23 protein-coding genes are annotated in these 21557 nt (G+C 74.3%); 14 read left to right on the forward strand and 9 right to left on the reverse strand.

Annotation, left to right across the window (positions count from 1 at the left end; all coding sequences use genetic code 11):
- Positions 1–356: 356 nt before the first annotated feature.
- A complete protein-coding gene (locus P3T27_RS09365) occupies positions 357–1253 on the reverse strand; it encodes an alpha/beta fold hydrolase (RefSeq protein ID WP_280676345.1) in 897 nt (298 codons plus the stop codon).
- Positions 1254–1473: 220 nt separating this feature from the next.
- On the opposite strand from P3T27_RS09365, the gene P3T27_RS09370 reads away from it, so the two are divergent.
- The 3 genes from P3T27_RS09370 to P3T27_RS09380 all read left to right on the forward strand — a co-directional run bounded on the left by P3T27_RS09370 (position 1474) and on the right by P3T27_RS09380 (position 2958).
- On the forward strand, positions 1474–2127 hold the full coding sequence (locus P3T27_RS09370; protein WP_280676348.1) for a TetR/AcrR family transcriptional regulator: 654 nt from the start codon (positions 1474–1476) through the stop codon (positions 2125–2127).
- Between the two features lie 140 nt (positions 2128–2267).
- Positions 2268–2495 (forward strand): DUF3107 domain-containing protein, encoded by a 228-nt coding sequence (locus P3T27_RS09375; protein ID WP_280676350.1) that lies wholly within the window; start codon positions 2268–2270, stop codon positions 2493–2495.
- Between the two features lie 136 nt (positions 2496–2631).
- On the forward strand, positions 2632–2958 hold the full coding sequence (locus P3T27_RS09380; protein WP_280676352.1) for a hypothetical protein: 327 nt from the start codon (positions 2632–2634) through the stop codon (positions 2956–2958).
- A gap of 4 nt (positions 2959–2962) precedes the next feature.
- Here P3T27_RS09380 and P3T27_RS09385 read toward each other — a convergent pair whose 3' ends face one another.
- On the reverse strand, positions 2963–3691 hold the full coding sequence (locus P3T27_RS09385; protein ID WP_280676354.1) for a ferritin-like fold-containing protein: 729 nt from the start codon (positions 3689–3691) through the stop codon (positions 2963–2965).
- Positions 3692–4283: 592 nt separating this feature from the next.
- Between P3T27_RS09385 and P3T27_RS09390 the strand changes: the two genes are divergently transcribed.
- The 5 genes from P3T27_RS09390 to P3T27_RS09410 all read left to right on the forward strand — a co-directional run bounded on the left by P3T27_RS09390 (position 4284) and on the right by P3T27_RS09410 (position 9799).
- Positions 4284–6320: a DEAD/DEAH box helicase gene (locus P3T27_RS09390; RefSeq protein ID WP_280676624.1), complete on the forward strand. Its 2037-nt coding sequence runs from the start codon at positions 4284–4286 to the stop codon at positions 6318–6320.
- A gap of 157 nt (positions 6321–6477) precedes the next feature.
- Positions 6478–7356, forward strand: a complete 879-nt coding sequence (locus tag P3T27_RS09395) for an alpha/beta fold hydrolase (RefSeq protein WP_280676356.1) — start codon at positions 6478–6480, stop codon at positions 7354–7356.
- 367 nt (positions 7357–7723) lie between these two features.
- Entirely contained in the window at positions 7724–7882 is a 159-nt protein-coding gene (locus tag P3T27_RS09400) for a hypothetical protein (RefSeq protein ID WP_280676647.1), read from the forward strand.
- Positions 7883–8189: 307 nt separating this feature from the next.
- Entirely contained in the window at positions 8190–8828 is a 639-nt protein-coding gene (locus tag P3T27_RS09405; protein WP_280676358.1) for a DUF6758 family protein, read from the forward strand.
- Between the two features lie 110 nt (positions 8829–8938).
- Positions 8939–9799: a PHP domain-containing protein gene (locus tag P3T27_RS09410; RefSeq protein WP_280676360.1), complete on the forward strand. Its 861-nt coding sequence runs from the start codon at positions 8939–8941 to the stop codon at positions 9797–9799.
- Positions 9800–9912: 113 nt separating this feature from the next.
- On the opposite strand, the gene P3T27_RS09415 is transcribed toward P3T27_RS09410, so the two are convergent.
- Positions 9913–10554, reverse strand: coding sequence for a suppressor of fused domain protein (locus P3T27_RS09415; protein WP_280676362.1), 642 nt, complete (start codon positions 10552–10554; stop codon positions 9913–9915).
- A gap of 424 nt (positions 10555–10978) precedes the next feature.
- Between P3T27_RS09415 and corA the strand changes: the two genes are divergently transcribed.
- The gene (corA, locus tag P3T27_RS09420) at positions 10979–12100 is read left to right on the forward strand and encodes a magnesium/cobalt transporter CorA (RefSeq protein ID WP_280676364.1); all 1122 of its coding nucleotides are present in this window, start codon (positions 10979–10981) and stop codon (positions 12098–12100) included.
- Between the two features lie 7 nt (positions 12101–12107).
- Here the strand turns inward: corA and P3T27_RS09425 are convergent, their stop codons facing one another.
- Positions 12108–12968 (reverse strand): DMT family transporter, encoded by an 861-nt coding sequence (locus P3T27_RS09425; RefSeq protein ID WP_280676626.1) that lies wholly within the window; start codon positions 12966–12968, stop codon positions 12108–12110.
- Positions 12969–13155: 187 nt separating this feature from the next.
- Between P3T27_RS09425 and P3T27_RS09430 the strand changes: the two genes are divergently transcribed.
- From P3T27_RS09430 to P3T27_RS09445, 4 genes are all read left to right on the forward strand, one after another.
- Positions 13156–13695 (forward strand): hypothetical protein, encoded by a 540-nt coding sequence (locus tag P3T27_RS09430; RefSeq protein WP_280676366.1) that lies wholly within the window; start codon positions 13156–13158, stop codon positions 13693–13695.
- Positions 13696–13824: 129 nt separating this feature from the next.
- Positions 13825–15126, forward strand: a complete 1302-nt coding sequence (locus P3T27_RS09435; protein ID WP_280676368.1) for a CBS domain-containing protein — start codon at positions 13825–13827, stop codon at positions 15124–15126.
- Between the two features lie 76 nt (positions 15127–15202).
- Positions 15203–15769, forward strand: coding sequence for a DUF1003 domain-containing protein (locus P3T27_RS09440; RefSeq protein ID WP_280676628.1), 567 nt, complete (start codon positions 15203–15205; stop codon positions 15767–15769).
- Between the two features lie 56 nt (positions 15770–15825).
- Positions 15826–16986 (forward strand): Mrp/NBP35 family ATP-binding protein, encoded by a 1161-nt coding sequence (locus P3T27_RS09445; RefSeq protein WP_280676370.1) that lies wholly within the window; start codon positions 15826–15828, stop codon positions 16984–16986.
- Positions 16987–17062: 76 nt separating this feature from the next.
- Here P3T27_RS09445 and P3T27_RS09450 read toward each other — a convergent pair whose 3' ends face one another.
- From P3T27_RS09450 to sigE, 4 genes are all read right to left on the reverse strand, one after another.
- Positions 17063–17740, reverse strand: a complete 678-nt coding sequence (locus P3T27_RS09450; protein WP_280676372.1) for a hypothetical protein — start codon at positions 17738–17740, stop codon at positions 17063–17065.
- Positions 17741–17985: 245 nt separating this feature from the next.
- Positions 17986–18435 (reverse strand): sec-independent translocase, encoded by a 450-nt coding sequence (locus tag P3T27_RS09455; RefSeq protein ID WP_280676374.1) that lies wholly within the window; start codon positions 18433–18435, stop codon positions 17986–17988.
- Between the two features lie 137 nt (positions 18436–18572).
- Entirely contained in the window at positions 18573–19598 is a 1026-nt protein-coding gene (locus tag P3T27_RS09460; RefSeq protein WP_280676376.1) for a zf-HC2 domain-containing protein, read from the reverse strand.
- The gene (gene sigE / locus P3T27_RS09465; protein WP_280676378.1) at positions 19595–20440 is read right to left on the reverse strand and encodes an RNA polymerase sigma factor SigE; all 846 of its coding nucleotides are present in this window, start codon (positions 20438–20440) and stop codon (positions 19595–19597) included. Before sigE ends, P3T27_RS09460 begins: the two co-directional genes overlap by 4 nt.
- A 198-nt stretch (positions 20441–20638) precedes the next feature.
- Here sigE and P3T27_RS09470 point away from each other — a divergent pair, with 198 nt between their 5' ends.
- Entirely contained in the window at positions 20639–21247 is a 609-nt protein-coding gene (locus P3T27_RS09470; protein ID WP_348534075.1) for an O-methyltransferase, read from the forward strand.
- Positions 21248–21388: 141 nt separating this feature from the next.
- Here the strand turns inward: P3T27_RS09470 and P3T27_RS09475 are convergent, their stop codons facing one another.
- Complete coding sequence (locus tag P3T27_RS09475; protein ID WP_014137929.1) at positions 21389–21556, reverse strand: DUF3117 domain-containing protein; 168 nt, start codon at positions 21554–21556, stop codon at positions 21389–21391.
- Between the last annotated feature and the right edge of the window lies 1 nt (position 21557).

Genomic DNA, 21557 nt, shown 5'->3' on the forward strand with positions numbered 1-21557 from the left:
GGCGAAGCACCACCGCGTGGCGGCGCGGCCGTCCGTCCCGACGGTCCGGCCGCGCCCTCCCGCGATCCGTTCCCCCGGGCGCACGCCCGTTCCGGCGGCCGGGCCCGACCCGCCGGGACCCCTGGGTGCGGCCGCCCTCGGTTCCTCCGGCGGCCACGACCTCCCCCACACCTGTTCGGTCCGACAGCAGAAAGGTAGGACCGGCCCCGGGCAATCCATCGGTCACCTGCCTGGTTGCCACCTGAACGAGTGAACCGGCGTGACCTCACCCCGAACCGGGCCGTTACCCGGCCTCCGCGGCGGCCGGTTGCAGCGGCCCGTTCCGACCGCCCGTTCCGGCGGCCCGTTCCCGCCGGTCAGCTCGCGGCCAGCAGCTCCCGCACGGCGCGGGCGACCTGCTCGGGGTGCTCCATCATCGCGACGTGGCCGGACTCCGGCAGCACCAGCAGCCGGACGTCGGCGAAGGCCGCGCCGGCCCGCCGGGCGGAGCGGTAGGAGACGAGCTTGTCGCGCAGCCCGTACACCAGCAGCACCGGCGCCCGCACGTGCTCGGCCTGCCGCCACAGCGCCTGCTCGCCGCGCTCGGTGTACGCCGAGACGATGCCGCGGGCCGAGCCGGTCAGCGCCTGCAGCGCGTGCGGCACCTGCAGCCGGCGCCGGTACTCGGCCACCGCCTCGGCCCTGGCCGCCGGGGAGAGGCCGCCCGGGTCGCCGTAGACCAGCCGCAGCAGGTCCTCGGTGGCCGCCTCGGGGCCGCGTCCGTTCGCCGGGAGGCGGCGCAGCAGCGCGGGCGCCCCGGGCAGCGCGAGCAGGCCGGTCGGCCAGGCGGAGCGCTGCGGCGGCAGTTCGGGCAGGGCGGGCGAGACCAGGGTGAGGCTACGGACGAGGTCCGGGCGCAACGCGGCCAGCCGGACGGCGACGGCGCCGCCGAGCGAGTTGCCGAACAGGTGCACCGGCCCGCGTCCGGCGGCCTCCAGGTAGCCGATCACCGCGCGGACGTGGCCCGAGACGCTCAGGTTGCCGTCGGCGGGCGGGCCGGAGCGGCCGAAGCCGGGCAGGTCCACGGCCTCGCCGTCGACCAGGTCGCCGAGCCGGTCCATCAGGGCCGTCCAGTTGCCGGCCGAGCCGCCGAGGCCGTGCACGAACAGCCCGGGCTCGCGTCCGTCGCCCTCCCCGCCGGTGGCCGGCCGATGCACCGCGAGCACCGCGCCGGGGATCTCGACCGTACGTACCTGCTGCTCAGCGCTGCTCATGGTGGACGATGGTAGTGAGCCCCGGCCGGGGACCGTCGGGGGCGGTCCGGCCGTTTCACCCCCTGTCACACCACTGCCGACGCCGAGGTCAGCGCCGTATTGTGGGCTCCTGACAAGGAGGCCGAGGTCCTTTTCTCACTCCCGCCGAACGCGGAAGCGGTTACCGAAAAGTAGAATCGGCCCTCTTGCCAGCCCCGAACAACCCGAAGTGAGGAGCGCCGTGACGGCCATCCAGGAGGCGCAGGAGCGCCCGCGCGGTGCCCGCCTGCCGCGAAGCGCCCGTCGTGAACAACTGCTCGGTGCCGCCCAGGAGGTGTTCGTCGCGCAGGGTTACCACGCGGCCGCCATGGACGACATCGCCGACCGTGCCGGGGTGAGCAAGCCGGTGCTGTACCAGCACTTCCCCGGGAAGCTGGAGCTGTACCTGGCGCTGCTGGACAAGCACTGCGACGCCCTGGTCGAGTCGACCCGCGAGGCGCTGTCGACGACGACCGACAACAAGCTGCGGGTGGCCGCGACGATGGAGGCGTACTTCAACTACGTCTCCAGCGAGTCCGGCGCGTTCCGGCTGGTCTTCGAGTCGGACCTGACCAACGAGCCGGCCGTGCGCGAGCGGGTCGAGCGGGCCTCCGAGGAGAGCGCGACGCTGGTCAGCAAGGTGATCCAGGAGGACACCGACCTGCCCGAGTCGGAGTCCAAGCTGCTCGCTGCCGGGGTCTGCGGCCTGGCCCAGATCACCGCCCGGTACTGGCTCTCGCAGGGGCTGGAGATCCCCCGCGACGAGGCGGTGCGGCTGGTCGCCAGCCTGGCCTGGCGCGGTCTGAAGGGCTTCCCGATGCACCCGGTCGCGGAGGACGGGGAGGCCCCCTCTTAGCAGGGGTGATCCGGCGACCTTCGCCGCCGTGGTGATCTCGTGCTCTATGGTGAAGCCGTACGGCGCGGTCGTCGCGAACGCTTGTCCCAGGCGGTCGGGTGTCCGCGCGTGGAGGCTGCAACCCCGGAGGGACGGAAGCCGTGGAGGTCAAGATCGGCGTGCAGAACACGCCGCGCGAGATCGTGATCGAGAGCTCGCAGACTGCCGATGAGATCCAGAGCGCGATCGCCAAGGCCCTGGAGGGTTCGGAGAAGCTCTTCGCGCTGACCGACGAGCACGGCCGCCGCGTCATCGTCCCGGCCGAGCGCCTGGCGTACGTGGAGATCGGCGAGCAGGCCGCCCGCAAGGTCGGTTTCGGCACCCTCTGAGGCGCTGCCCGAACTGCTCACCCGGTGCCCCGCTCCCCCCAGGGAGCGGGGCACCGCTGCGTGTACGGCCGGGTGGGGCGGGGTACGGCGACAGTGCGGCCGTCGGCGCCGCGCGCCCGTCCTCCGGGAGGCAGTCTTGCTGGTCGAATCGATCGCCTTCGCCCTGGTCGGCCTGGTCACGGGCCTGGTCGCGCTGCTGGCCCGGCCCTCGTACTTCCGGACGGCCCGCACCCTGACCGTGGGCACCGCGCTGGCGGCGGCGCTGCTCGGCGGGGTGGTCACGCACTTCTGCCTGGAGGGGCGTTACCCGGCGGGGTCGATCGTGGCCGCCGCGGTGGCCTCGGCGGTGCTGACCGCGACACTGGCCCGGCCGGACCTGGCCGCCGGGCTCGCCCCGGCGCACCGGCACCACCCGCACCGGGGCGGCGCCCACCGCGCGCCGCGGCGCCACCGGCCGGCCTGACCGGTCAGCTGGCCAGGCCCAGGGCGGCCATCCGCCGGGTGTGCGCCTCGGTGATCCGGTTGAACATCTTGCCGACCTCGACCAGGTCGAAGCCCTGCACCTGGACGCCGCCGACCAGCAGGTTGGACAGCGCGTCCCGCTCGGCGACCACCCGCTGGGCCTGGCTGAGCGCCTCGCCCATCAGCCGCCGGCCCCACAGCGCGAGCCGGCCGCCGGAGCGCGGGTCGGCCTCGATGGCCTGGCGCACCTTGTCCACCGCGAACTGGGCGTGCCCGGTGTCGGACATGACGCCGAGCACCAGCTCGCGGGTGTCGTCGTCGAGCCGGACGGCGACCTCGCGGTAGAAGTCGGTCGCGATGGCGTCGCCGACGTAGGCCTTGACCAGGCCCTCCAGCCAGTCCGAGGGCGCGGTCATCCGGTGGAACAGCTCCAGCGGCTCGACGAACGGGCGCATCGCCTCCTGCGGGTCGGCGCCGACCTCGGCGAGCCGGTCGTGCAGGCGCTGGTAGTGCTGGAACTCGGCGGAGGCCATCCGGGCCAGGGCCGCCTTGTCGGCGAGGTCCGGAGCCAGCTTGGCGTCCTCGGCGAGCCGCTCGAAGGCGCTCAGCTCGCCGTACGCGAGCGCGCCGAGCAGATCCAGCACCGCCGCCCGGTAGCCCGGGTCGGCCGAGCACGCGGCCCAGTCCCCGATCGAGCCGGCCGCGGCGTCCTGCGTCTCACCATGGGTCTCCATGACCCGTCACCTTAGTGCCGTCCGCCCGGCTCCCCCACATGGAGCGGCCGCCGAGCGGCACCCGGGTGACCGGCCGGAATCCCCCTTCCGGGCCGGGTCGGCGGGGGCAATGTCAGACGCGTCACGTGTTCGAGTCGTCGCCTGACTGTATGGTGGTACGGAGCCCCGTCGTGCTCGCACGGTGTCACCGCCGTCTCGGTGTCCCGCGCAAGCCCGCTCCGTAGCGGCACCGTCCACCCGGACGTGTCCGCACCGGAGCCACGGGTACTCACGTACGCGGATGCCCGGTCGGAGAGCCGATCGGCTCCGACCATGGCTTGGACTTCAAGCCTTGGCACCGCATCAGTGGCCGAGCGAGGGCCGCCGAGACCGCGCCCCCTGGCGAAGGTCCCGCGCAGGTCCCTCACGGGAATCCTCCCCGACGCCGCCGGCGACGCGCCCCGTACCAGGGCAGCGCGCACCGGCCGGCCGCAGGGACCGGCGCGGTTGTGCGTCCGCTCAGCTGCATCAGGGCCGCCCAGGCCCGTACGCAGCCGTGCGGCTGCCCGCCCGCCGCTCGCTCTCGGCCCCTCCACACGGAAGAGGCAGCACCCTGTCCACCACCGCTGAACCCATCAAGACGACGTTCCGGGACCTGGGAATCCTCCCGGAGACCGCCGAGGCGCTCGAGGCCGTCGGCATCGTCCATCCCTTCCCGATCCAGGAGATGACCCTCCCGGTCGCGCTGACCGGCCACGACGTCATCGGCCAGGCCAAGACCGGCACCGGCAAGACCCTCGGCTTCGGCCTCCCGCTGATCGAGCGGGTCGTCGTGCGCGCCGACGTGGACGCCGGCCGGGCCACCGAGGAGCAGCTCTGCGGGTCCCCGCAGGCGCTGATCGTCGTCCCGACGCGTGAGCTCTGCACCCAGGTCACCAACGACCTGCAGACCGCCGGCAAGGTCCGCGACGTGCGCGTCCTGGCCGTCTACGGCGGCCGCGCCTACGAGCCGCAGGTCGAGGCGCTCGCCAAGGGCGTCGACATCGTGGTCGGCACCCCGGGCCGGCTGCTGGACCTGGCCGGGCAGAAGAAGCTGAACCTGTCCAAGGTCCGCTCGCTGGTCCTCGACGAGGCCGACGAGATGCTCGACCTCGGCTTCCTGCCGGACGTCGAGAAGATCATCACCATGCTGCCGGCCAAGCGGCAGACCCTGCTGTTCTCGGCCACCATGCCGGGCCAGGTGATCAGCCTCGCCCGCCGGTACATGAGCCAGCCGACCCACATCCGGGCCGCCGCCCCGGACGACACCGGCACCACCGTCGCCAACACCGAGCAGCACATCTTCCGTGCGCACTCGCTGGACAAGGTCGAGCTCGTCTCGCGCATCCTGCAGGCCGACGGCCGCGGGCTGGCGATGATCTTCTGCCGGACCAAGCGCACCGCCGCCGACGTGTCCGACCAGCTGACCCAGCGCGGCTTCGCGGCCGGCGCCGTCCACGGCGACCTCGGCCAGGGCGCCCGCGAGCAGGCGCTGCGGGCGTTCCGCAACGGCAAGGTCGACGTGCTGGTCTGCACCGACGTCGCCGCCCGCGGCATCGACGTCGAGGGCGTCACGCACGTGATCAACTACCAGTGCCCCGAGGACGAGAAGACCTACCTGCACCGGATCGGCCGCACCGGCCGGGCCGGCGCCTCGGGCACCGCCGTCACCCTGGTCGACTGGGACGACATCCCGCGCTGGCAGCTGATCAACAAGGCGCTCGAGCTGTCGTTCAACGACCCGGAGGAGACCTACTCCACCTCGCCGCACCTGTACGAGCTGCTGAAGATCGCGCCGGGCACCAAGGGTGTGCTGCCGCGTTCGGAGCGGACCCGGGCCGGGCTGGGCGCGGAGGAGGTCGAGGACCTCGGCGAGACCGGCGGACGCGGTGCGCGCACCGCTCGGGGCCGGGGCACGCGGAGCGGCCCCGGCCGCACCGAGGCCGCCGAGGCCGCCGTGGCCACCGAGGAGAAGCCGCGCCGTACCCGTGAGCGCCGCCGCACCCGGCGGGGCTCGGCGGTCGCCGAGGGCGAGGCCGGTACCGCCGTCGAGACCCTGGCGGCCCCGGCCGTCGAGGGCGTCGAGGGCGAGGCCGCACCGCGCCGTCGTCGCCGTCGCTCGCGCGGCGCCGGCGAGGCCGCCGTGGTCGCCGAGGCCGCTGCCGTGGTCGCCGAGGCCGTCGTGGTGACCGAGGCCGCCGTGGCGGCTCCGGTCGCCGAGGCTCCGGCCGCCGAGGTCGTCGCCGAGAAGAAGCCGGCCACCCGGACCCGCACCCGCAAGCCCAAGGCCGAGGCCGTCGAGGCACCCACCGCCGAGGCGGTCGCCGAGACCGCGGTCGCGGTCGCGGAGAAGCCGGCCACCCGGACCCGCACCCGCAAGCCCAAGGTGGAGGCCGTCGAGGCCCCCGCCGAGGCCCCGGCCGCCGAGGCCGTCGCCGAGAAGAAGCCGGCCACCCGGACCCGCACCCGCAAGCCCAAGGCTGAGGCCGCGACCGCCCCGGCGGCCCCGGAGGCTGCGGCCGCCGACGCCGCGGCCGAGGTCCCGGCCCCGCGCAAGCGCACCCGCGCCCGCAAGGCCGCCGCCGCGCCGGAGGCCACCCCGGAGAGCTGACGCACCCCGCCCCGGAGGGGGCGGGCCGGGCCCCTGACGGCCTGGCCCGTCCCCTCCGGCGTTCCTGGATAGGCTCGGGGTCACCGGCCAGGTCCTGCCCGGTCGATCTTGCCGGATCAGCCGGGCGGGCCCTATCCCGCCCGCAGGAGAGCAGCCCATGAGCACCCCGCCGTTCCTCACCCTCCCCCGTTGCGCCCGGGCGCTGCGGCTGTCGACCGCCCGCGGCGCCTTCGCCGCGCTGCGGGCGGAGCCGGACGGGCCGGTGCGCGGCTCGGCGCTGCTGGTCCCGGGCTTCACCGGCAGCAAGGAGGACTTCATCGCCCTGCTGGAGCCGCTGGCGGCGGCCGGCTACCGGGTGACCGCCGTCGACCAGCGCGGCCAGTACGAGACCGGCGGCCCGGACGACCCGGCCGCGTACGCGGTCGAGGCGCTGGGCGCGGACGTCCGGGCGCTCACCGAGGCCCTGGCCGCGGACGGCGGGCCGCCGCCGCACCTGCTGGGGCACTCCTTCGGCGGCCAGGTGGTCCGGGAGGCGGTGCTGGCCGCCGCCGCGGACGGCCCGCCGTCGTGGCGCTCGCTGGCCCTGATGTCCACCGGCCCGGGCGCGATCGACCCGGCCGAGGCGGCCCGCACCAAGCTGCTGCTGGACGTGCTGCCGGTCATGGGCCTGGAGGAGATCTGGCAGGTCATGCGACAGCTGGAGGAGGGCAGCGGGGACCGGCGGCAGCGCCCGGAACCGGCGGTCGAGGAGTTCCTGCACCGCCGCTGGCTGGCCAACGTGCCGCTGGCGCTGACCGTCACCGGCGGTCATCTGGTCGCCGCGCCGGACCGGGTGGCGGAGCTGGCCGCCGCCACCGCCGAGTTGCCGGTGCTGGTGCTGTCCGGGGTGCGGGACTACGCCTGGCCGGTGCCGGAGCAGACCGGGATGGCGGAGCGCCTGGGAGCCCGCCGGGTGGTCGTCGAGGACGCCGGCCACTCCCCCAACGCCGAACGGCCGGCCGCCACGGCCGAGGCGCTGGCCGCGTTCTGGGCCTGACCGGACCGATCCGGAGAGTGGTCTGAACCACTTCTCGAAGTTCGACCGCCCTCAACGCAGGACAAAATTCGTTAGTTACGGTAATCTTTGATTCTGTCCGGGAATCATCGCCGGCCTCCGCGTCGGCGCGAATCAGCCGAAACCTGGACTTTACGGTCGGGCAACGGCCCGGAAGCACCACCACGTCACCGTGGTTCACGAGGCGCCAGACGCACCAGGCAAGTAGGGGGAGCCCTTGCCGCAGCAGACCGCCACGCGCACGAACCGAACGATCCGGCCGCACCGCCGGACCCGCAGGACCCCGAAAGGGCTGGTACCCACTCAGCCGCAATCGCCCCGACCGACGGGGCCAGGAAAGGAGACGCCCATGACGAAGACCATGCGCTTCGAGATCGTCCGGCTGGACGACGTCAACGGCTCCGCCGCCGGCCGTCTGATAGCCGACGCCGAGACCGTCCGCGAGGTCGTCCAGGCCGCCGCCCGCACCGGCGAGCGCCTGCTCATCCGCCCGTGCCCGACCGTCTGACCACGCGCGGCGCCTCCGACCGGGAGACCTCACCCGCCGCCGACGAGCCAGGAGCATCCGATCCGGACGTTCCGATACCCGACTGACGCCCCGTCACCGCGATCGCCGATGACGGGGCGTCAGTGCGTCCGGGCCCGGCGCCCCCGACGTTTGCCGTCGCCCGCCACGGGACATCCCCCAACGGGAACCGCCCGTACCGCGCCCCACCCCGCGTCGGACGGGCCCCGCCACCGACAGGTGCCGCCGCGCCCTCCGTACGGGTGATCGTCCTTGACGCGGCGGTCCGGAGGGAGGAGCGTTGTCGGCTATGAGGGGCGAGCCAAGCTGCCCGAGGTGCGCCGGTCGGGTCCGCGCCCCCGGTCTGTTCTCAGACACGTGGCAGTGCGACCGGCACGGAGCCGTGCACCCGATGCAGCCCGTCCTGCCACCGAGCGTGGAGGCCCTGGGCGTCGCCGTCGCCCGTTCGCAGGTCCCCGTCTGGCTGCCCTGGCCGCTCCCGGTCGGCTGGCTCTACACCGGCATCGCGCACGTCGGCGACGACGTCTCCGGAGCCCGGGCCACCGCCGTCGCCTGCTCCGGCCCGGCGCCGCTCGGCGGCTTCGGCGAGCTGGTGCTGATCGCCGAGGAACTGGGGGTCGGCCTCGGTGCCCGCTACGCCGGACTGGCCGGACCCGACCCGGGCGACTCCGTCGGCCTCTACAAGCCCGCCGACGCCAAGCTGATGGCCGCCGGGCGGCCCACCCCGATGTTCCACGTCCCGGACGCCCCGGTCGACCGCGCGGTGTTCGCCGGCGAGGCCCGCGGGCTCTGGCTCTGGGCGGTCGCCTGGCCCGAGCAGTCCGCCCTGGTGATGTACGACGAGCTGGTCCTCACCGACCTGCGCGAGGCCGGCGCCGAACTGGACCTGCTCCCCTGCGGGGCCCTCTCCCCCCGCCTGCTCGGTTAAGGCGTGTCTGGCAATTCGCGTCGGATCGCACGCCCGGCGGGAACTGTCAGACACGCCTTAGGGCCTGTCCTATCCTGGGCGGCACCCACGAGCCTCCAGGAGTCCGCCCCGTGCGCATCGACCTGCACGCCCACAGCAATGCCTCCGACGGCACCGACACCCCGGCCGAGCTGGTCGCGGCGGCCGTGGCCGCGGGCCTGGACGTCGTGGCGCTCACCGACCACGACACCGTCGCGGGCCACGCCGAGGCCGCCGAGGCGGTGCGCGCGCTGCCGGTCGGCACCCGGCTGACCGTCGTCCCGGGGGCCGAGCTGTCCTGCGCGGTGGGCGGCGTCAGCATGCACCTGCTGGCGTACCTGTTCGACCCGGACGAGCCGGAGTTCGCGCGCGAGCGGGAGCTGGTGCGCACCGACCGGTTCCGGCGCGGGCGGGCGATCGTCGAGCGCTGCCGCGAACTCGGGGCGGACATCAGCTGGGAGCAGGTGGCGCGGATCGCCGGGGCGGGCTCGGTCGGACGGCCGCACATCGCCAGCGCGCTGATCGAGGCGGGCGTGGTGGCCACCGTCTCGGACGCCTTCACCCCCGAGTGGCTGGCCAACGGCGGCCGGGCGGACGTGCGCAAGCACGAGACCGACCCCGTCGAGGCGGTCCGGCTGGTCCGGGCGGCCGGCGGGGTGCCGGTGTTCGCCCACCCCGGCGCGGTCAAACGCGGGCGGACCGTCCCGGACCAGGTGATCGCCGACCTCGCGGCAGCCGGGCTGGCGGCGCTGGAGGTGGACCACATCGACCACGACGAGCAGACCCGGGTGCGGCTGCGCGGTCTGGCCGGCGAGCTGGGGCTGCTGGTCACCGGCTCCAGCGACTACCACGGCACCCGCAAGACCGTCCGGCTCGGCGAGTACACCACCGATCCGGCGGTGTACGAGGCGCTGCTGGAGCAGGCCACCGGCGCGAAGCCGATCGGGGCCTGAGGGCCGCGCGCCCCGCGTGCGGGGGCGCGGCGGCGGGGTGCCGGCCCGACCCGCGCGCCCGGCCCGTGCGATCGACGCGTACGCCCGGCCCCGGCCCCGCCGCTGAGCCGCCGTCAGTCCAGCCGGACGCCGCGCCGGTCCGGATCGCGCAGGTCGGTGCCCTGGTTCAGCCAGCGCTCCTGGAGCGCGGCCGCGCCGTGCACCCGCTTCCAGCCGGCCTCGTTGGGCGTCATCGGCAGCAGCGGCAGGAAGCGGACCGGGTCGGCCGGCTCGGCCAGCTCCAGGTCCGGCACCAGGCCGCCCGGCTCGGCGGCCAGCACCGAGGTGAACGGCGCGCCGTCCCAGAGCGGGGCGCCCAGGTCGAGCGAGCTGCCCGGGGCCACCACCAAGCCCTCGACCTGCGGCGTCGCGGCGAGGGTGGCGAGGCTGCGGAGCACGCTGTCGCGCCCGCCGCGCACCGTCAGCACCAGTTCGGCGCGCGGACCGCGCAGCTGGTCGGCGACCGGTGCGGTCGGGTCGGCCATCGGCGCGGCGGACATGCCGAGCGTCGCGTACCGGACCAGGCCGTCGGCGTCCGGTCCGAAGCGCAGCACCTCGATCCGGTCGGTGCCGAGGAAGGTGACCGCGGCTCGGCCGCTCGACGCGCCGAAGGTGGTGATCAGCCTGGCCTCGACGGCGGCCAGCACCGCCTCCCGGGAGAGCGCCGGGGAGCTGCCACCGTGGGGTTCGCCGAAGAGCGGGAAGTCGTGCGCCATGCCGGTGAGCGTAACCCGCGGGGGCGGACCGGCCGCGGACGGGCGACCCCGGGCAAAGCCTTGGGAAAGCCCGGGCACCGATGGCCGGTCAGATGTTAGGGTGAGCGACTGGCCACCGGGAACGCTTCGTCCCCGGGGCAGCGGCGCGAAGGAGGTGGTTGCGGTGGATACCGGCCGACCATGCAGTACCGGCAGCTCTACCCGGCCCTGTCCTCCCCGTACCCCTCGCCACGCAGGCTGAACCGGCTGAACCAGCCGAGGTAGCCCGGGCAGACCGAACGCGGACGGACCGGCCGGGAGAGCACCCCGATCCCCCTTCACCGGTGTTCTTCGCCGTCGCACCACGGCCGCCCGTTCCTCCCCCGCCTCCGACCGGGGGACTCCGACGCCGCTGTGCGGCGGCTCCTGTCCCAGGGAGCCTGCCATGTCGATGATCAACAGCCTGCGCGCCGCCGTCCGCACCAACCGCCGCCGGTCCGCGGTCGGCGGGTACGACGCCGTCCCGATGGGCGCCGGGTCGGCGGTCGTGGACTGCGCGGTCTACCAGCACGGCAAGCGCAACGGCGAGACCTGCAGCCCCCGCGAGGCCGCCCGCCGAGTCAAGGCCGCACACCAACTCCCGGAGGGCAAGGGCTCGTTCAGCTGGATCGGGCTGCACGAGCCGACCGAGGCCGAGTTCGAGGGCATCGCCCAGCGGTTCGGCCTGCACCCGCTCGCGGTCGAGGACGCGGTGCACGCGCACCAGCGGCCCAAGGTCGAGCGCTACGACGACGTGCTGTTCGCCGTCTTCAAGACCATCCGCTACGTCGAGCACGACCAGCTCACCCCGACCAGCGAGGTGGTGGAGACCGGCGAGCTGATGGTCTTCGCCGGGCGGGACTTCGTGATCACCGTCCGGCACGGCGGCCACGGCTCGCTCCAGGAGCTGCGGCACCGGCTGGAGGCCGACGCGGACGAGTCCGGGCTACTCGCCAAGGGCCCCTCGGCGGTGCTGCACGCGATCGCCGACCACGTCGTGGACAACTACCTGCTGGTCACCGAGCGGCTGCAGAACGACGTGGACGAGATCGAGTACGGCGTCTTCTCGGCCAAGGGCGGGCGCAGCGCCGACGTCGGTCGGGTCTACCAACTCAAGCGCGAGGTCCTGGAGTTCAAGCGCGCCGTGGTGCCGCTGCTGCGCCCGATGCAGCAGCTGTCCGAGCCGCTGCAGCGCCTCGTCGACCCGGACATCCAGAAGTACTTCCGGGACGTCGCCGACCACCTGGCCCGGGTCACCGAGCAGGTCCACAGCTTCGACGAGCTGCTCAACTCGCTGCTCCAGGCCAACCTGGCGCAGGTCTCGGTGGCGCAGAACGAGGACATGCGCAAGATCACCGCCTGGGCGGCGATCTTCGCCGTGCCCACCATGATCACCGGTGTGTACGGCATGAACTTCGAGTACATGCCCGAACTGCACCACAAGTACGGCTATCCGATGGTGCTCGGCGGGATCGTCCTGATCTGCATCGGGATGTACCGGGGCTTCCGCCGCAACGGCTGGCTCTGAGGCGTCCTCAGCGGCGGCCGCCGCGGGCGACCAGGACCAGGCCGATCAGGATCAGCACCACCGCCGGGTAGGCGGCCGCCGGGGGCCACTGACCGAGCCAGAGAGCGGCGATCAGGGCCGCACCCGGGGTCTCCAGCAGGATCGCGGTGGAGGTGATCGACGGGCCGAGGGCGCGCACCACGCGGTTGCTCAGCGAGTGGCCGAGCAGCTGGGCGGCCACCATCAGCAGCACGATCTGCCACCACACCCCGGCCGGCCAGCCGGACAGCGGCGCCCCGGCGACCAGACAGATCGCCAGCAGGCCCACCGCCGTGGTGGCGTAGCAGACCAGGGTGTACGCGGTGGTGCTGACGGTCTTGCGGACCTCCGCGCCCAGCAGCACGTACCCGGCCGCCGCCAGGCCCGCGCCGAGGGCGAGGGCGTCTCCGAGCAGCGCGCGCGGGGAGAGCGAGAGGTCGACGCCGGTCAGCACCAGCACGCCGGCGAAGGCCACACCCGTGCCGAGCCAGACCATCCGGGGTGCGCGGGCGCCGAACAGCCGCATCAGCAGGATGGTCCACAGCGGGGTGGTGGTGACCAGGGCGGTCGCCGAGGCCACCGAGGTCATCCGCAGGCTGGGCATCCAGAGCGCGAAGTGCACCGCGAGCAGCGCGCCGGCCGCCGTCGCGAGCAGCAGCGCCCGCCGGCCGATCCCGCGCAGCTCGGCACGGTGGCGCAGCAGCGCGTACGGGCCGAGGACGCCGACCGACATGACGTTGCGCCAGAAGGCGATCGCCAGCGCGGGTGCGGCGGTGGCGCTGATCAGCGGGCCGGACAGCGAGATGCCGGCGATCGAGACGGCGAGCAGCAGCAGGTCGAGGGTGGGCAGCGGGTGCGCCGGCGGCGCGGCGGTGGCGGCGGGTGCGGTCGCGGGCCGGGCGGCGGGCACGGCGCTCCTCTGCTGGTCACGTGGGCTGGGTCGGGCGCTCCTACGGTAAGGCCCGTGGATGGGCGATGGAACTGTCGCCCGACGGCTGAGACACCTCGTGGACGGGAGAAGCCGTACGCTGTGCGCCATGGACCGTACGACCGCCGCCGCAACCGCCGACGACCTCCTCGACCGGGCCCTGCTGGAGGAGGCCGCGAAGAAGTCCGGCCTGCTCTGGGTCCGCGCGGACGGCCAGGAACAGTCCCGCCCGCTCTGGCACGCCTGGTACGACGGCGCGGTGGTGGTGGTCGGCGACGGCGGCGAGCAGCCGCTGCACGGCCTGACCGCCGGATCCGGCGCGGTGGTGACCGTCCGCAGCAAGGACAAGGGCGGCCGGCTGACCGGCTGGAACGCCCGGGTCTCGGAGCTGCCCCCGGGCGGCGAGGCCTGGCTGGGCGCCGTCGAGGAGCTCAAGGGCAAGCGGCTGAACGCGCCCGACACCGACACCATCGCCGACCGCTGGGCCCGCGAGTGCCGGGTGCTGCGGCTGGAGCCGGCCGGCGCGCTCACCGAGCGTCCGGGCACCATGCCGGACGGCTCGCACGCCGCCCAGCCGATGCCCACCCCGGCCACCACCCGGCGCCCGATCCCGGCCGGCCTGCCCAAACTGCTGTTCAAGCGCCGCTAAAGATTCACGCCCGGGACTCCTCGGATGTGTACCGTGCCTCGTCGGGCCGGGTCCCCGACGCGCGGGTAGCCTTGGCCGCGGGTGCGCCCCGGCGTACCAGGCACCGCGTCGAACGAGTCGAGGGAGTTCATGGCAGGGCCAGGCACCCGGGTCTTCATCTCCCATCTCTCCGCCCTCGCCGTCTTCGACCCGAACGGCGACCAGGTCGGCCGGGTCCGGGACGTGGTCGTCTCGCTGCGCCTCGGCGGACGCCCGCCGCGGGTGCTCGGCCTGGTGGTCGAGGTGGTCGGCCGGCGCCGGATCTTCCTGCCGATGACCCGGGTGACCAGCCTGGAGTCCGGTCAGGTGCTCACCACCGGCGTGATCAACCTGCGGCGCTTCGAGCAGCGCCCGTCCGAGACCCTGGTGCTCGCCGAGCTGCTGGACCGCACCGTCACCTGGTCCAAGACCGGTGAGGACGTCACCGTGCTGGACGTCGGGATGGTGCAGACCCGGCTGCGCGAGTGGGAGATCAGCCGGGTCTTCGTCCAGGTCGGCCGGGCCGGCCGGCTGCGCAAGGGCAAGGGCGAGCGGCTCACCCTGGACTGGCAGGACGTCACCGGCTTCGCGCTGCCCGAACAGGACCAGGGCGCCGCCAACCTGCTCGCCACCTTCGACCAGCTGCGCGCCGCCGACCTCGCCAGCGTCATGCACCACCTGTCCGCCAAGCGCCGCGCCGAGGTGGCCGCCGCGCTCGACGACGAGCGGCTCGCCGATGTCCTGGAGGAGCTGCCCGAGGACGACCAGGTCGAGATCATCGGCAAGCTCAAGGACGAACGCGCCGCCGACATCCTGGAGGCGATGGACCCGGACGACGCCGCGGACCTGCTCTCCGAGCTGCCCGACGACGAGGCCGAGCGGCTGCTCCAGCTGATGGAGCCGGAGGAGGCCGAGCCCGTCCGCCGCCTGCTGTCGTACGAGGAGAACACCGCCGGCGGTCTGATGACCACCGAGCCGGTCGTGCTGGAGCCGGACGCGACCGTGGCCGAGGCACTCGCCCGCATCCGGGTCTCCGACCACAAGCCCGCGCTCGCCGCGCAGGTGTACGTCTGCCGGCCGCCGAACGAGACCCCGACCGGCAAGTACCTGGGCACCGTGCACTTCCAGCGGCTGCTGCGCGAGCCGCCGTACGTGCTGGTCGGCTCGCTGGTCGACGACGACCTGGACCCGCTGCCGCCGGACACCCCGCTGTCGCTGATCACCAGCTACCTGGCGACCTACAACCTGGTGTCCGCGCCGGTCGTCGACGAGGCCGACCACCTGATCGGCGCGGTGACCGTCGACGACGTGCTCGACCACCTGCTGCCGGAGGACTGGCGCGAGTCCGTGCTGCACGGCCACGACGACGCGGGGGAAGACGACCCGAGGGAAGAGGTGCACGGTGGACGCTGACCGCAAGGGACGGCGGGACGAGTCCCCCCGCCAGCGCCTCCAGAGCGAGCTGCGGGAGCTGCGCCAGCTGCGCGAACTGCGCGGCCGCGAGGGCGGCCGGGACCGGCGCACCGAGATCTCCGTGGCGGGCCCGGCCCGCACCCGGCTCGACCAGCCCCGCACCGCCCGGCCCGGCCTGATCACCCTGCCCTCCTACGACCCGGAGGCGTTCGGCAAGCTCTCCGAGCGGATCGCGCGCTTCCTGGGCACCGGCCGGTTCATCGTCTGGATGACGGTGGTGATCATCGTCTGGGTGGCCTGGAACACCCTGCTGCCGGAGAACGTGCGGTTCGACAGCTACCCCTTCATCTTCCTCACCCTGGTGCTGTCGCTCCAGGCCTCGTACGCGGCCCCGCTGATCCTGCTCGCGCAGAACCGCCAGGACAACCGGGACCGGGTCAACATGGAGCAGGACCGGGCCCGCAGCGACCGCAACATCGCGGACACCGAGTACCTCACCCGCGAGGTCGCGGCGCTGCGGCACGGGCTCGGCGAGGTCGCCACCCGGGCCTTCATCGCCTCCGAGCTGGGGAGCATCCGCTCCGAACTGCAGTCCCTGCTCAAGGAGATCGACGAGCGCCGGGAGCCCTCCGAGACGCTGTGACCGGCGGCACGCTACCGGCGGGTTAGGGGATCCGCCGAGCGCCGTACCATCAAGACATGGCCAACGAGACAGAGGTCGCGGCCGGCGTCACGGAGGACTCCGTACGCCAGGCGCTGGCGACCGTCAACGACCCGGAGATCAACCGCCCGATCACCGAGATCGGCATGGTGAAATCGGTCGAGATCGCCGAGGGCGGCGCGGTGCGCGTCGCGGTCTACCTGACCGTCTCCGGCTGTCCGATGCGCGACACCATCACCACCCGGGTCCGCGAGGCGGTCGGCCGGGTCGCCGGCGTGACCGGCGTCGAGGTCGAGCTCGACGTGATGAGCGACGAGCAGCGCAAGGAGCTCTCCCAGCTGCTGCGCGGCGGCGCCCCCGAGCGGGAGATCCCGTTCGCCAAGCCGGGCACGCTGACCCGGGTCTACGCCGTCGCCTCCGGCAAGGGCGGCGTCGGCAAGTCCTCGGTGACGGTCAACCTGGCCGCCGCGATGGCCGCCGACGGCCTGAAGGTCGCCGTCGTGGACGCCGACATCTACGGCCACAGCGTGCCGCGCATGCTGGGCGTCGAGGGCCGGCCCACCCAGGTCCAGGACATGATCATGCCGCCGCAGGCGAACGGCGTGAAGGTCATCTCGATCGGCATGTTCACCCCGGGCAACGCCCCGGTGGTCTGGCGCGGCCCGATGCTGCACCGCGCGCTCCAGCAGTTCCTGGCCGACGTGTACTGGGGCGACCTGGACGTCCTGCTGCTGGACCTGCCGCCCGGCACCGGCGACATCGCGATCTCGGTCGCGCAGCTCGTGCCGAACGCCGAGATCCTGATCGTCACCACCCCGCAGATGGCCGCCGCCGAGGTGGCCGAGCGGGCCGGCACCATCGCGGTGCAGACCCACCAGAAGATCGTCGGCGTGATCGAGAACATGTCCGGCATGCCGTGCCCGCACTGCGACGAGATGATCGACGTCTTCGGCACCGGCGGCGGCCAGATCGTCGCGGACGCGCTCACCCGCACCGTCGGCGCGACCGTCCCGGTGCTCGGCTCGATCCCGATCGACGTGCGCCTGCGCGAGGGCGGCGACGACGGCCGCCCGGTCGTGCTCGCCGCCCCCGACTCCCCGGCCGGCACCGCCCTGCGCGCCGTCGCCGGCAAGCTCGGCGGCCGTCAGCGCGGCCTCTCCGGGCTCTCCCTCGGACTGACGCCGAAGAACAAGTTCTGACGGCGGATCGGCCTGACAGCCCCGAAGGGGCCGGGTGGTTTCGAACCACCCGGCCCCTTCGGCGTCTTCGCGGGGCCTACGGCCGGGCGTAGGCGGTCAGGTCGGGGACGGTGGAGAAGCCGGTGCCGTAGGCGCTGACGCCGCGCCCGTAGGCGCCGAGCAGGACGCCGGGGGCCTCGCCGGCGAGCACCCAGCCGTACTCGGACTCGCGGTAGCGGAAGGGCTGCGGCAGGCCGTTGACCGGCAGGCTGAGGGTGGACCAGCCGGGGCCGGCCAGGTCGTCGGCGAGGTCCCAGGCCAGGGCGCTCTGCTGGTCCAGCCAGTCCTGGCGCAGCGCGCGGTCGAGTTGGCCGGGCCAGGTCGACGCGAGCAGGCCGGAGCCGGCCAGCCAGGCGGCGGAGGAGGCGGAGGTCGCCTCCAGGGTGCCGGTGTTGTCGGCGCTGCGACGGCTGTCGCGGCGGGCCACCGTGACCACGACCGCGAACCTGCGCATGTCGCGCGGCTCGTACTGCCGGGCCGGCTCCTCGCCGTGGCCGAGGGTGCCGTAGTCGACGCTGCCGGCCGCCCCGCCGCGGGGGCCGCCGGCGCCGGCCTGCATCAGGTAGCGGCGGCCGGTCCAGCCGTCGTCCAGGCCGTACCAGGGGAAGTCTGCGGACAGGTAGGGCACCAGCGGGTCCGGCGGGCCGGCCTGCCCGCCGACCACCGGGCCGCCGGCCGTGGCCGTCGTCCCCACCGCCTGACTCGTCGCGTCCATCCCCGGGCCTCCTCAAACGCACGTGTGCCTGCCGTGGCGCGCTCCCATCGTGGCGTACCGCGCCGTCCCCGGGGGCCGATCCTGGTCCGCGACAGCGCGGAATGTGACGGACGGCTCAGCGGGAACAATCAGCACAATAGCGGCGCACACGCCGCCGCCCCGCTCAGCCGGGTGGCCGGGCGGGGCGGCGGTGTCGTGCTACGGGGCCCGCGCCGGGGCGCGGCGGCGACGGGACCGGGGTCCGGTCAGGTCGCGTCGGGGTCGAACGGGGGCCGCTCGCCGGGTTGCAGCGGCGCTCCGGTGAAGGCTGCCGCCGGGGCTGCCGCCGCGGCGGCGGGCTTCTCGAAGCTGACGCTGCCGCTGCGGCCGTTCACCGGCGCCGCCGGCTTGTCGTCCAGGACGGAGCGGATGTCGAGCGAGTCCTTCATCTCCTTGAGGCCCAGCGGGTCCTCCTGGCCGCCCATGAGCTGCTTGCGGACGAAGGTCTTGGGGTGCAGGTCCTCGAACTCGAAGTCCTTGAACTCGGGCCCCAGCTCGCTGCGGATGTCCTCCTTCGCGTTGTCGGCGAAGGAACGGATCTTCCGGATGAAGCCCATGGTGTCCTGGATCAGCTTCGGCAGCTTGTCCGGTCCGAAGATGATGATCGCCATCACGACCAGGGTCAGGAGCTCCAGCCCGCCTACATCGCTGAACACCTAAGCTCCCTAGCTCGTCGGACGACGGTCTCTACAGGGTAATGGCCATCGGCGGGTCCCTGGTCCACGCTGTGATGAAGCCGTGGTAAAGACCTGCCGACGGCCAGGGCCGTCTCGACCGGGGTGCGAGATCCGCTCTAGCGGGTTTGTTGGCGCAGTGCCGGGAGGCCGCCCGGGTTCCGGTCCGGGGCGGGCGGCGGGGTCGCGGCGCGGGTCGCGGCGACGGGGCGGGCCGGGAAGTCCACCGGGATCTGTGCGGTCATCGGGACCAGGCCGCCGGTGCGGCCGGTGCTGGAGCCCGGGCTGACCGAGGTGCTGTGCTGGTCCTCGCCCTGGGTGCTGAGGCCTCCGACGCCGCCGAGCGTGACCGCGGCGACCGAGAAGGCGCCCGCGGCGGCGAAGACGAAGCGGCGCCCGCGAGGCGCGGCGGAACGGACGGCGGCGGCTGCGGCCGGACGGGGCCGGACGGGGCTCTCGGGACGGGCCGCGGCCTCGGGGCGGCCGGTACGCCGGCCCATCAGCGGCCGCAGCACCGCGCCGCCGCGTCCGAAGGCCCGCGGGTCGACCCCGGGCACCGGGGTGCCGGCGCCGAGCGCGCCCGCGCCGAAGGAGGCGCCTGCGCCGCGGCCGAAGGAGCCGCCGGTGAGCCGGCTGCCGCCGAGCGTGCCGGCGGCCGCGACCCCGCCGCCGGGCAGGTCGTCGTCGTCACCGCGGGTGCCGCGGCCGGTGGGCCAGTCGGTGTCCGCCGGGTCGTCGTCGGGCAGGCCGCCGACGGCCATCAGGCGGGCCATCAGGCCGGAGGACGGGCCGGGCGTGCCGGTACGGGTCAGCAGGTGCTTGACGGCCCGGCCCTCGTCGGCCTCGGCGAGGCACTGCGGGCAGGTCGCCAGGTGGGCCTGGACGCGCTCGCGCGAGTCGTGGCCGAGTTCGCCGTCCAGGAACGCGGAGAGGCGCTCGCCCAGGTGGTGTTCCTCGGCGGCGGGCTCGGCGGCGCGCACCGGCACCGCGCGCAGCGCCGTCTCGCCCGGCAGCGGGAGTGCGGGCAGCAGGGGCTCACCGGGTTCGTCGCTGCCGCGGCGGCCGGGCAGCGCCCAGCCCCGCCGGGCCGCGGACCGGCCGGACGCGTCCGACTGGCCCGGCCCGGACCGGCCGGTTCCGCTCACGATCGCCTCCGTCCGCGCGCACCCGGCGCGAGCGCGCCCTCGACGGCGGCGGCGCCCACCGGCACCGGCTCCTCCGAGCCGCCACGGCGCTCGCGCCCGGGGGCGGAGCCGGGGGCGCGGTGCTTGAGCGCGGCGCGCAGGTGCGAGCGGCCGCGGTGGATGCGGCTGCGGACGGTGCCGAGCTTGACGCCCAGCGTGGCGGCGATCTCCTCGTAGGACAGGCCCTCGATGTCGCAGAGCACCACGGCGGCCCGGAACTCCGGGGCGAGGGTGTCCAGGGCGTGCTGCACGTCGGCGTCGAAGTGGGTGTCGCTGAAGTGCTGGGCCGGGCTGGGCTCGCGGGAGGCGAGCCGCTCGGCCGCGTCCTCGCCGAGCGCGTCGAAGCGGATGCGCTGGCGGCGGCGGACCATGTCCAGGAACAGGTTGGTGGTGATCCGGTGCAGCCAGCCCTCGAACGTGCCGGGGGTGTAGGTCGACAGCGAACGGAACACCCGGACGAAGACCTCCTGGGTGAGGTCCTCGGCGTCGTGCTGGTTGCCCGTCAGACGGTAGGCGAGGCGGTAGACGCGGGCGCTGTGCGCCTCGACGATCTCCTCCCAGGAGGGCGGAGTCCAGGTCTGCGCGTCGGGGCCCTCGGTGAAGGTCGCGAGGGCGGGGGCCTCGGTGGTACCGGCGGCCGGCGTTTCGGCGGCGGGCTGGTCCAGGTCGGAGTGCGCAGGCTGGTTCATCACGGGCTTCGGCGTACGGGCCGACGCGGTGCCGCGGGTGTGCCGCCGCACGGGGACGTCGCCCTCGGCCACACCTCCTCGGTCGGCTCTTCTGCCCAGCAGGGCCACCACCATATCCACCTCACCCGTCAAGCCCGGATAAAAGTGCCCGGGAGGTCTCCCGTACCCGGTCCTTGGTGACAACGGCCCGCCGCCGTACGCGGTTCCCGGTCGGCCAGTAATCTGTGCCAGGAAATATCGACTTCCCCCGGCACCGGGCTGTCACCCGGGGCTCCGAAAGAGGCAGCCATCAGCGAGTTCGGGCCCGCGCGCGTGGCCCTCGCCGACACCTACGTCGGCGAGGACGCGGTGTTGACCTACGCCCGGGCCCAGTCCGCGCGTACCGGGATACGGGCGATCGGGCCCAGCGGCGGGGCGTGCCTGCGGCTGCTGGCCGCCGCACTGGACGCCAAGGCGGTGGCCGAGATCGGCACCGGGACAGGTGTGTCCGGGGTGTACCTGCTGCGCGGGATGCGGCCGGACGGCGTGCTCACCACGGTCGACTCGGAGCCGGTGCGCCAGCAGCTGGCCCGCGAGGCGTACCACGCGGCCGGGTTCGCGGCCAACCGCTCGCGGTTCATACCGGGTCGGGCGCTGGAGGTGCTGCCGCGGCTCGCCGACGGCCAGTACGACCTGGTGTTCTGCGACGGCGACCCGGCCGAGTCGCGGGAGTACCTGGCCGAGGCGCTGCGGCTGCTGCGGCCGGGCGGGATGGTCTGTTTCGAGGGGGTCTTCCAGGAGGGCCGACTGGCCGAGCCGGAGCTGCAGGACCCGCAGACGGGCGCGGTACGCGACCTCGTCCAGGCCGTCCGGGAGAGTGAGGCGCTGCTGCCGGCACTCCTGCCGGTCTCGGACGGGCTGCTCTGCGCCGTCAAGCGCTAGCGGCCCGCCCGCGGGCGGCGGCCCTCAGACCGACCGCGGCCCACGGGCCCGGACCCCGGAACGTCGCGGGGCCCGGGCCGACGTGACGTCGTACCCGGGCCCGGCAGCACATCTCCAGGAGATGACGAGCACCCGTTGCGGTCAGCCGCAGGCCTTCTTCAGGGCCTCGCCGAGCGCGTCGGCCTCGTCAGGCGTGAGCTCCACCACAAGGCGTCCGCCGCCTTCGAGCGGAACGCGCATGATGATGCCCCGTCCCTCTTTGGTGACTTCGAGCGGGCCGTCACCCGTCCGCGGCTTCATGGCCGCCATG

This window comes from Kitasatospora sp. MAA19, assembly GCF_029894125.1.
Taxonomy (GTDB): domain Bacteria; phylum Actinomycetota; class Actinomycetes; order Streptomycetales; family Streptomycetaceae; genus Kitasatospora.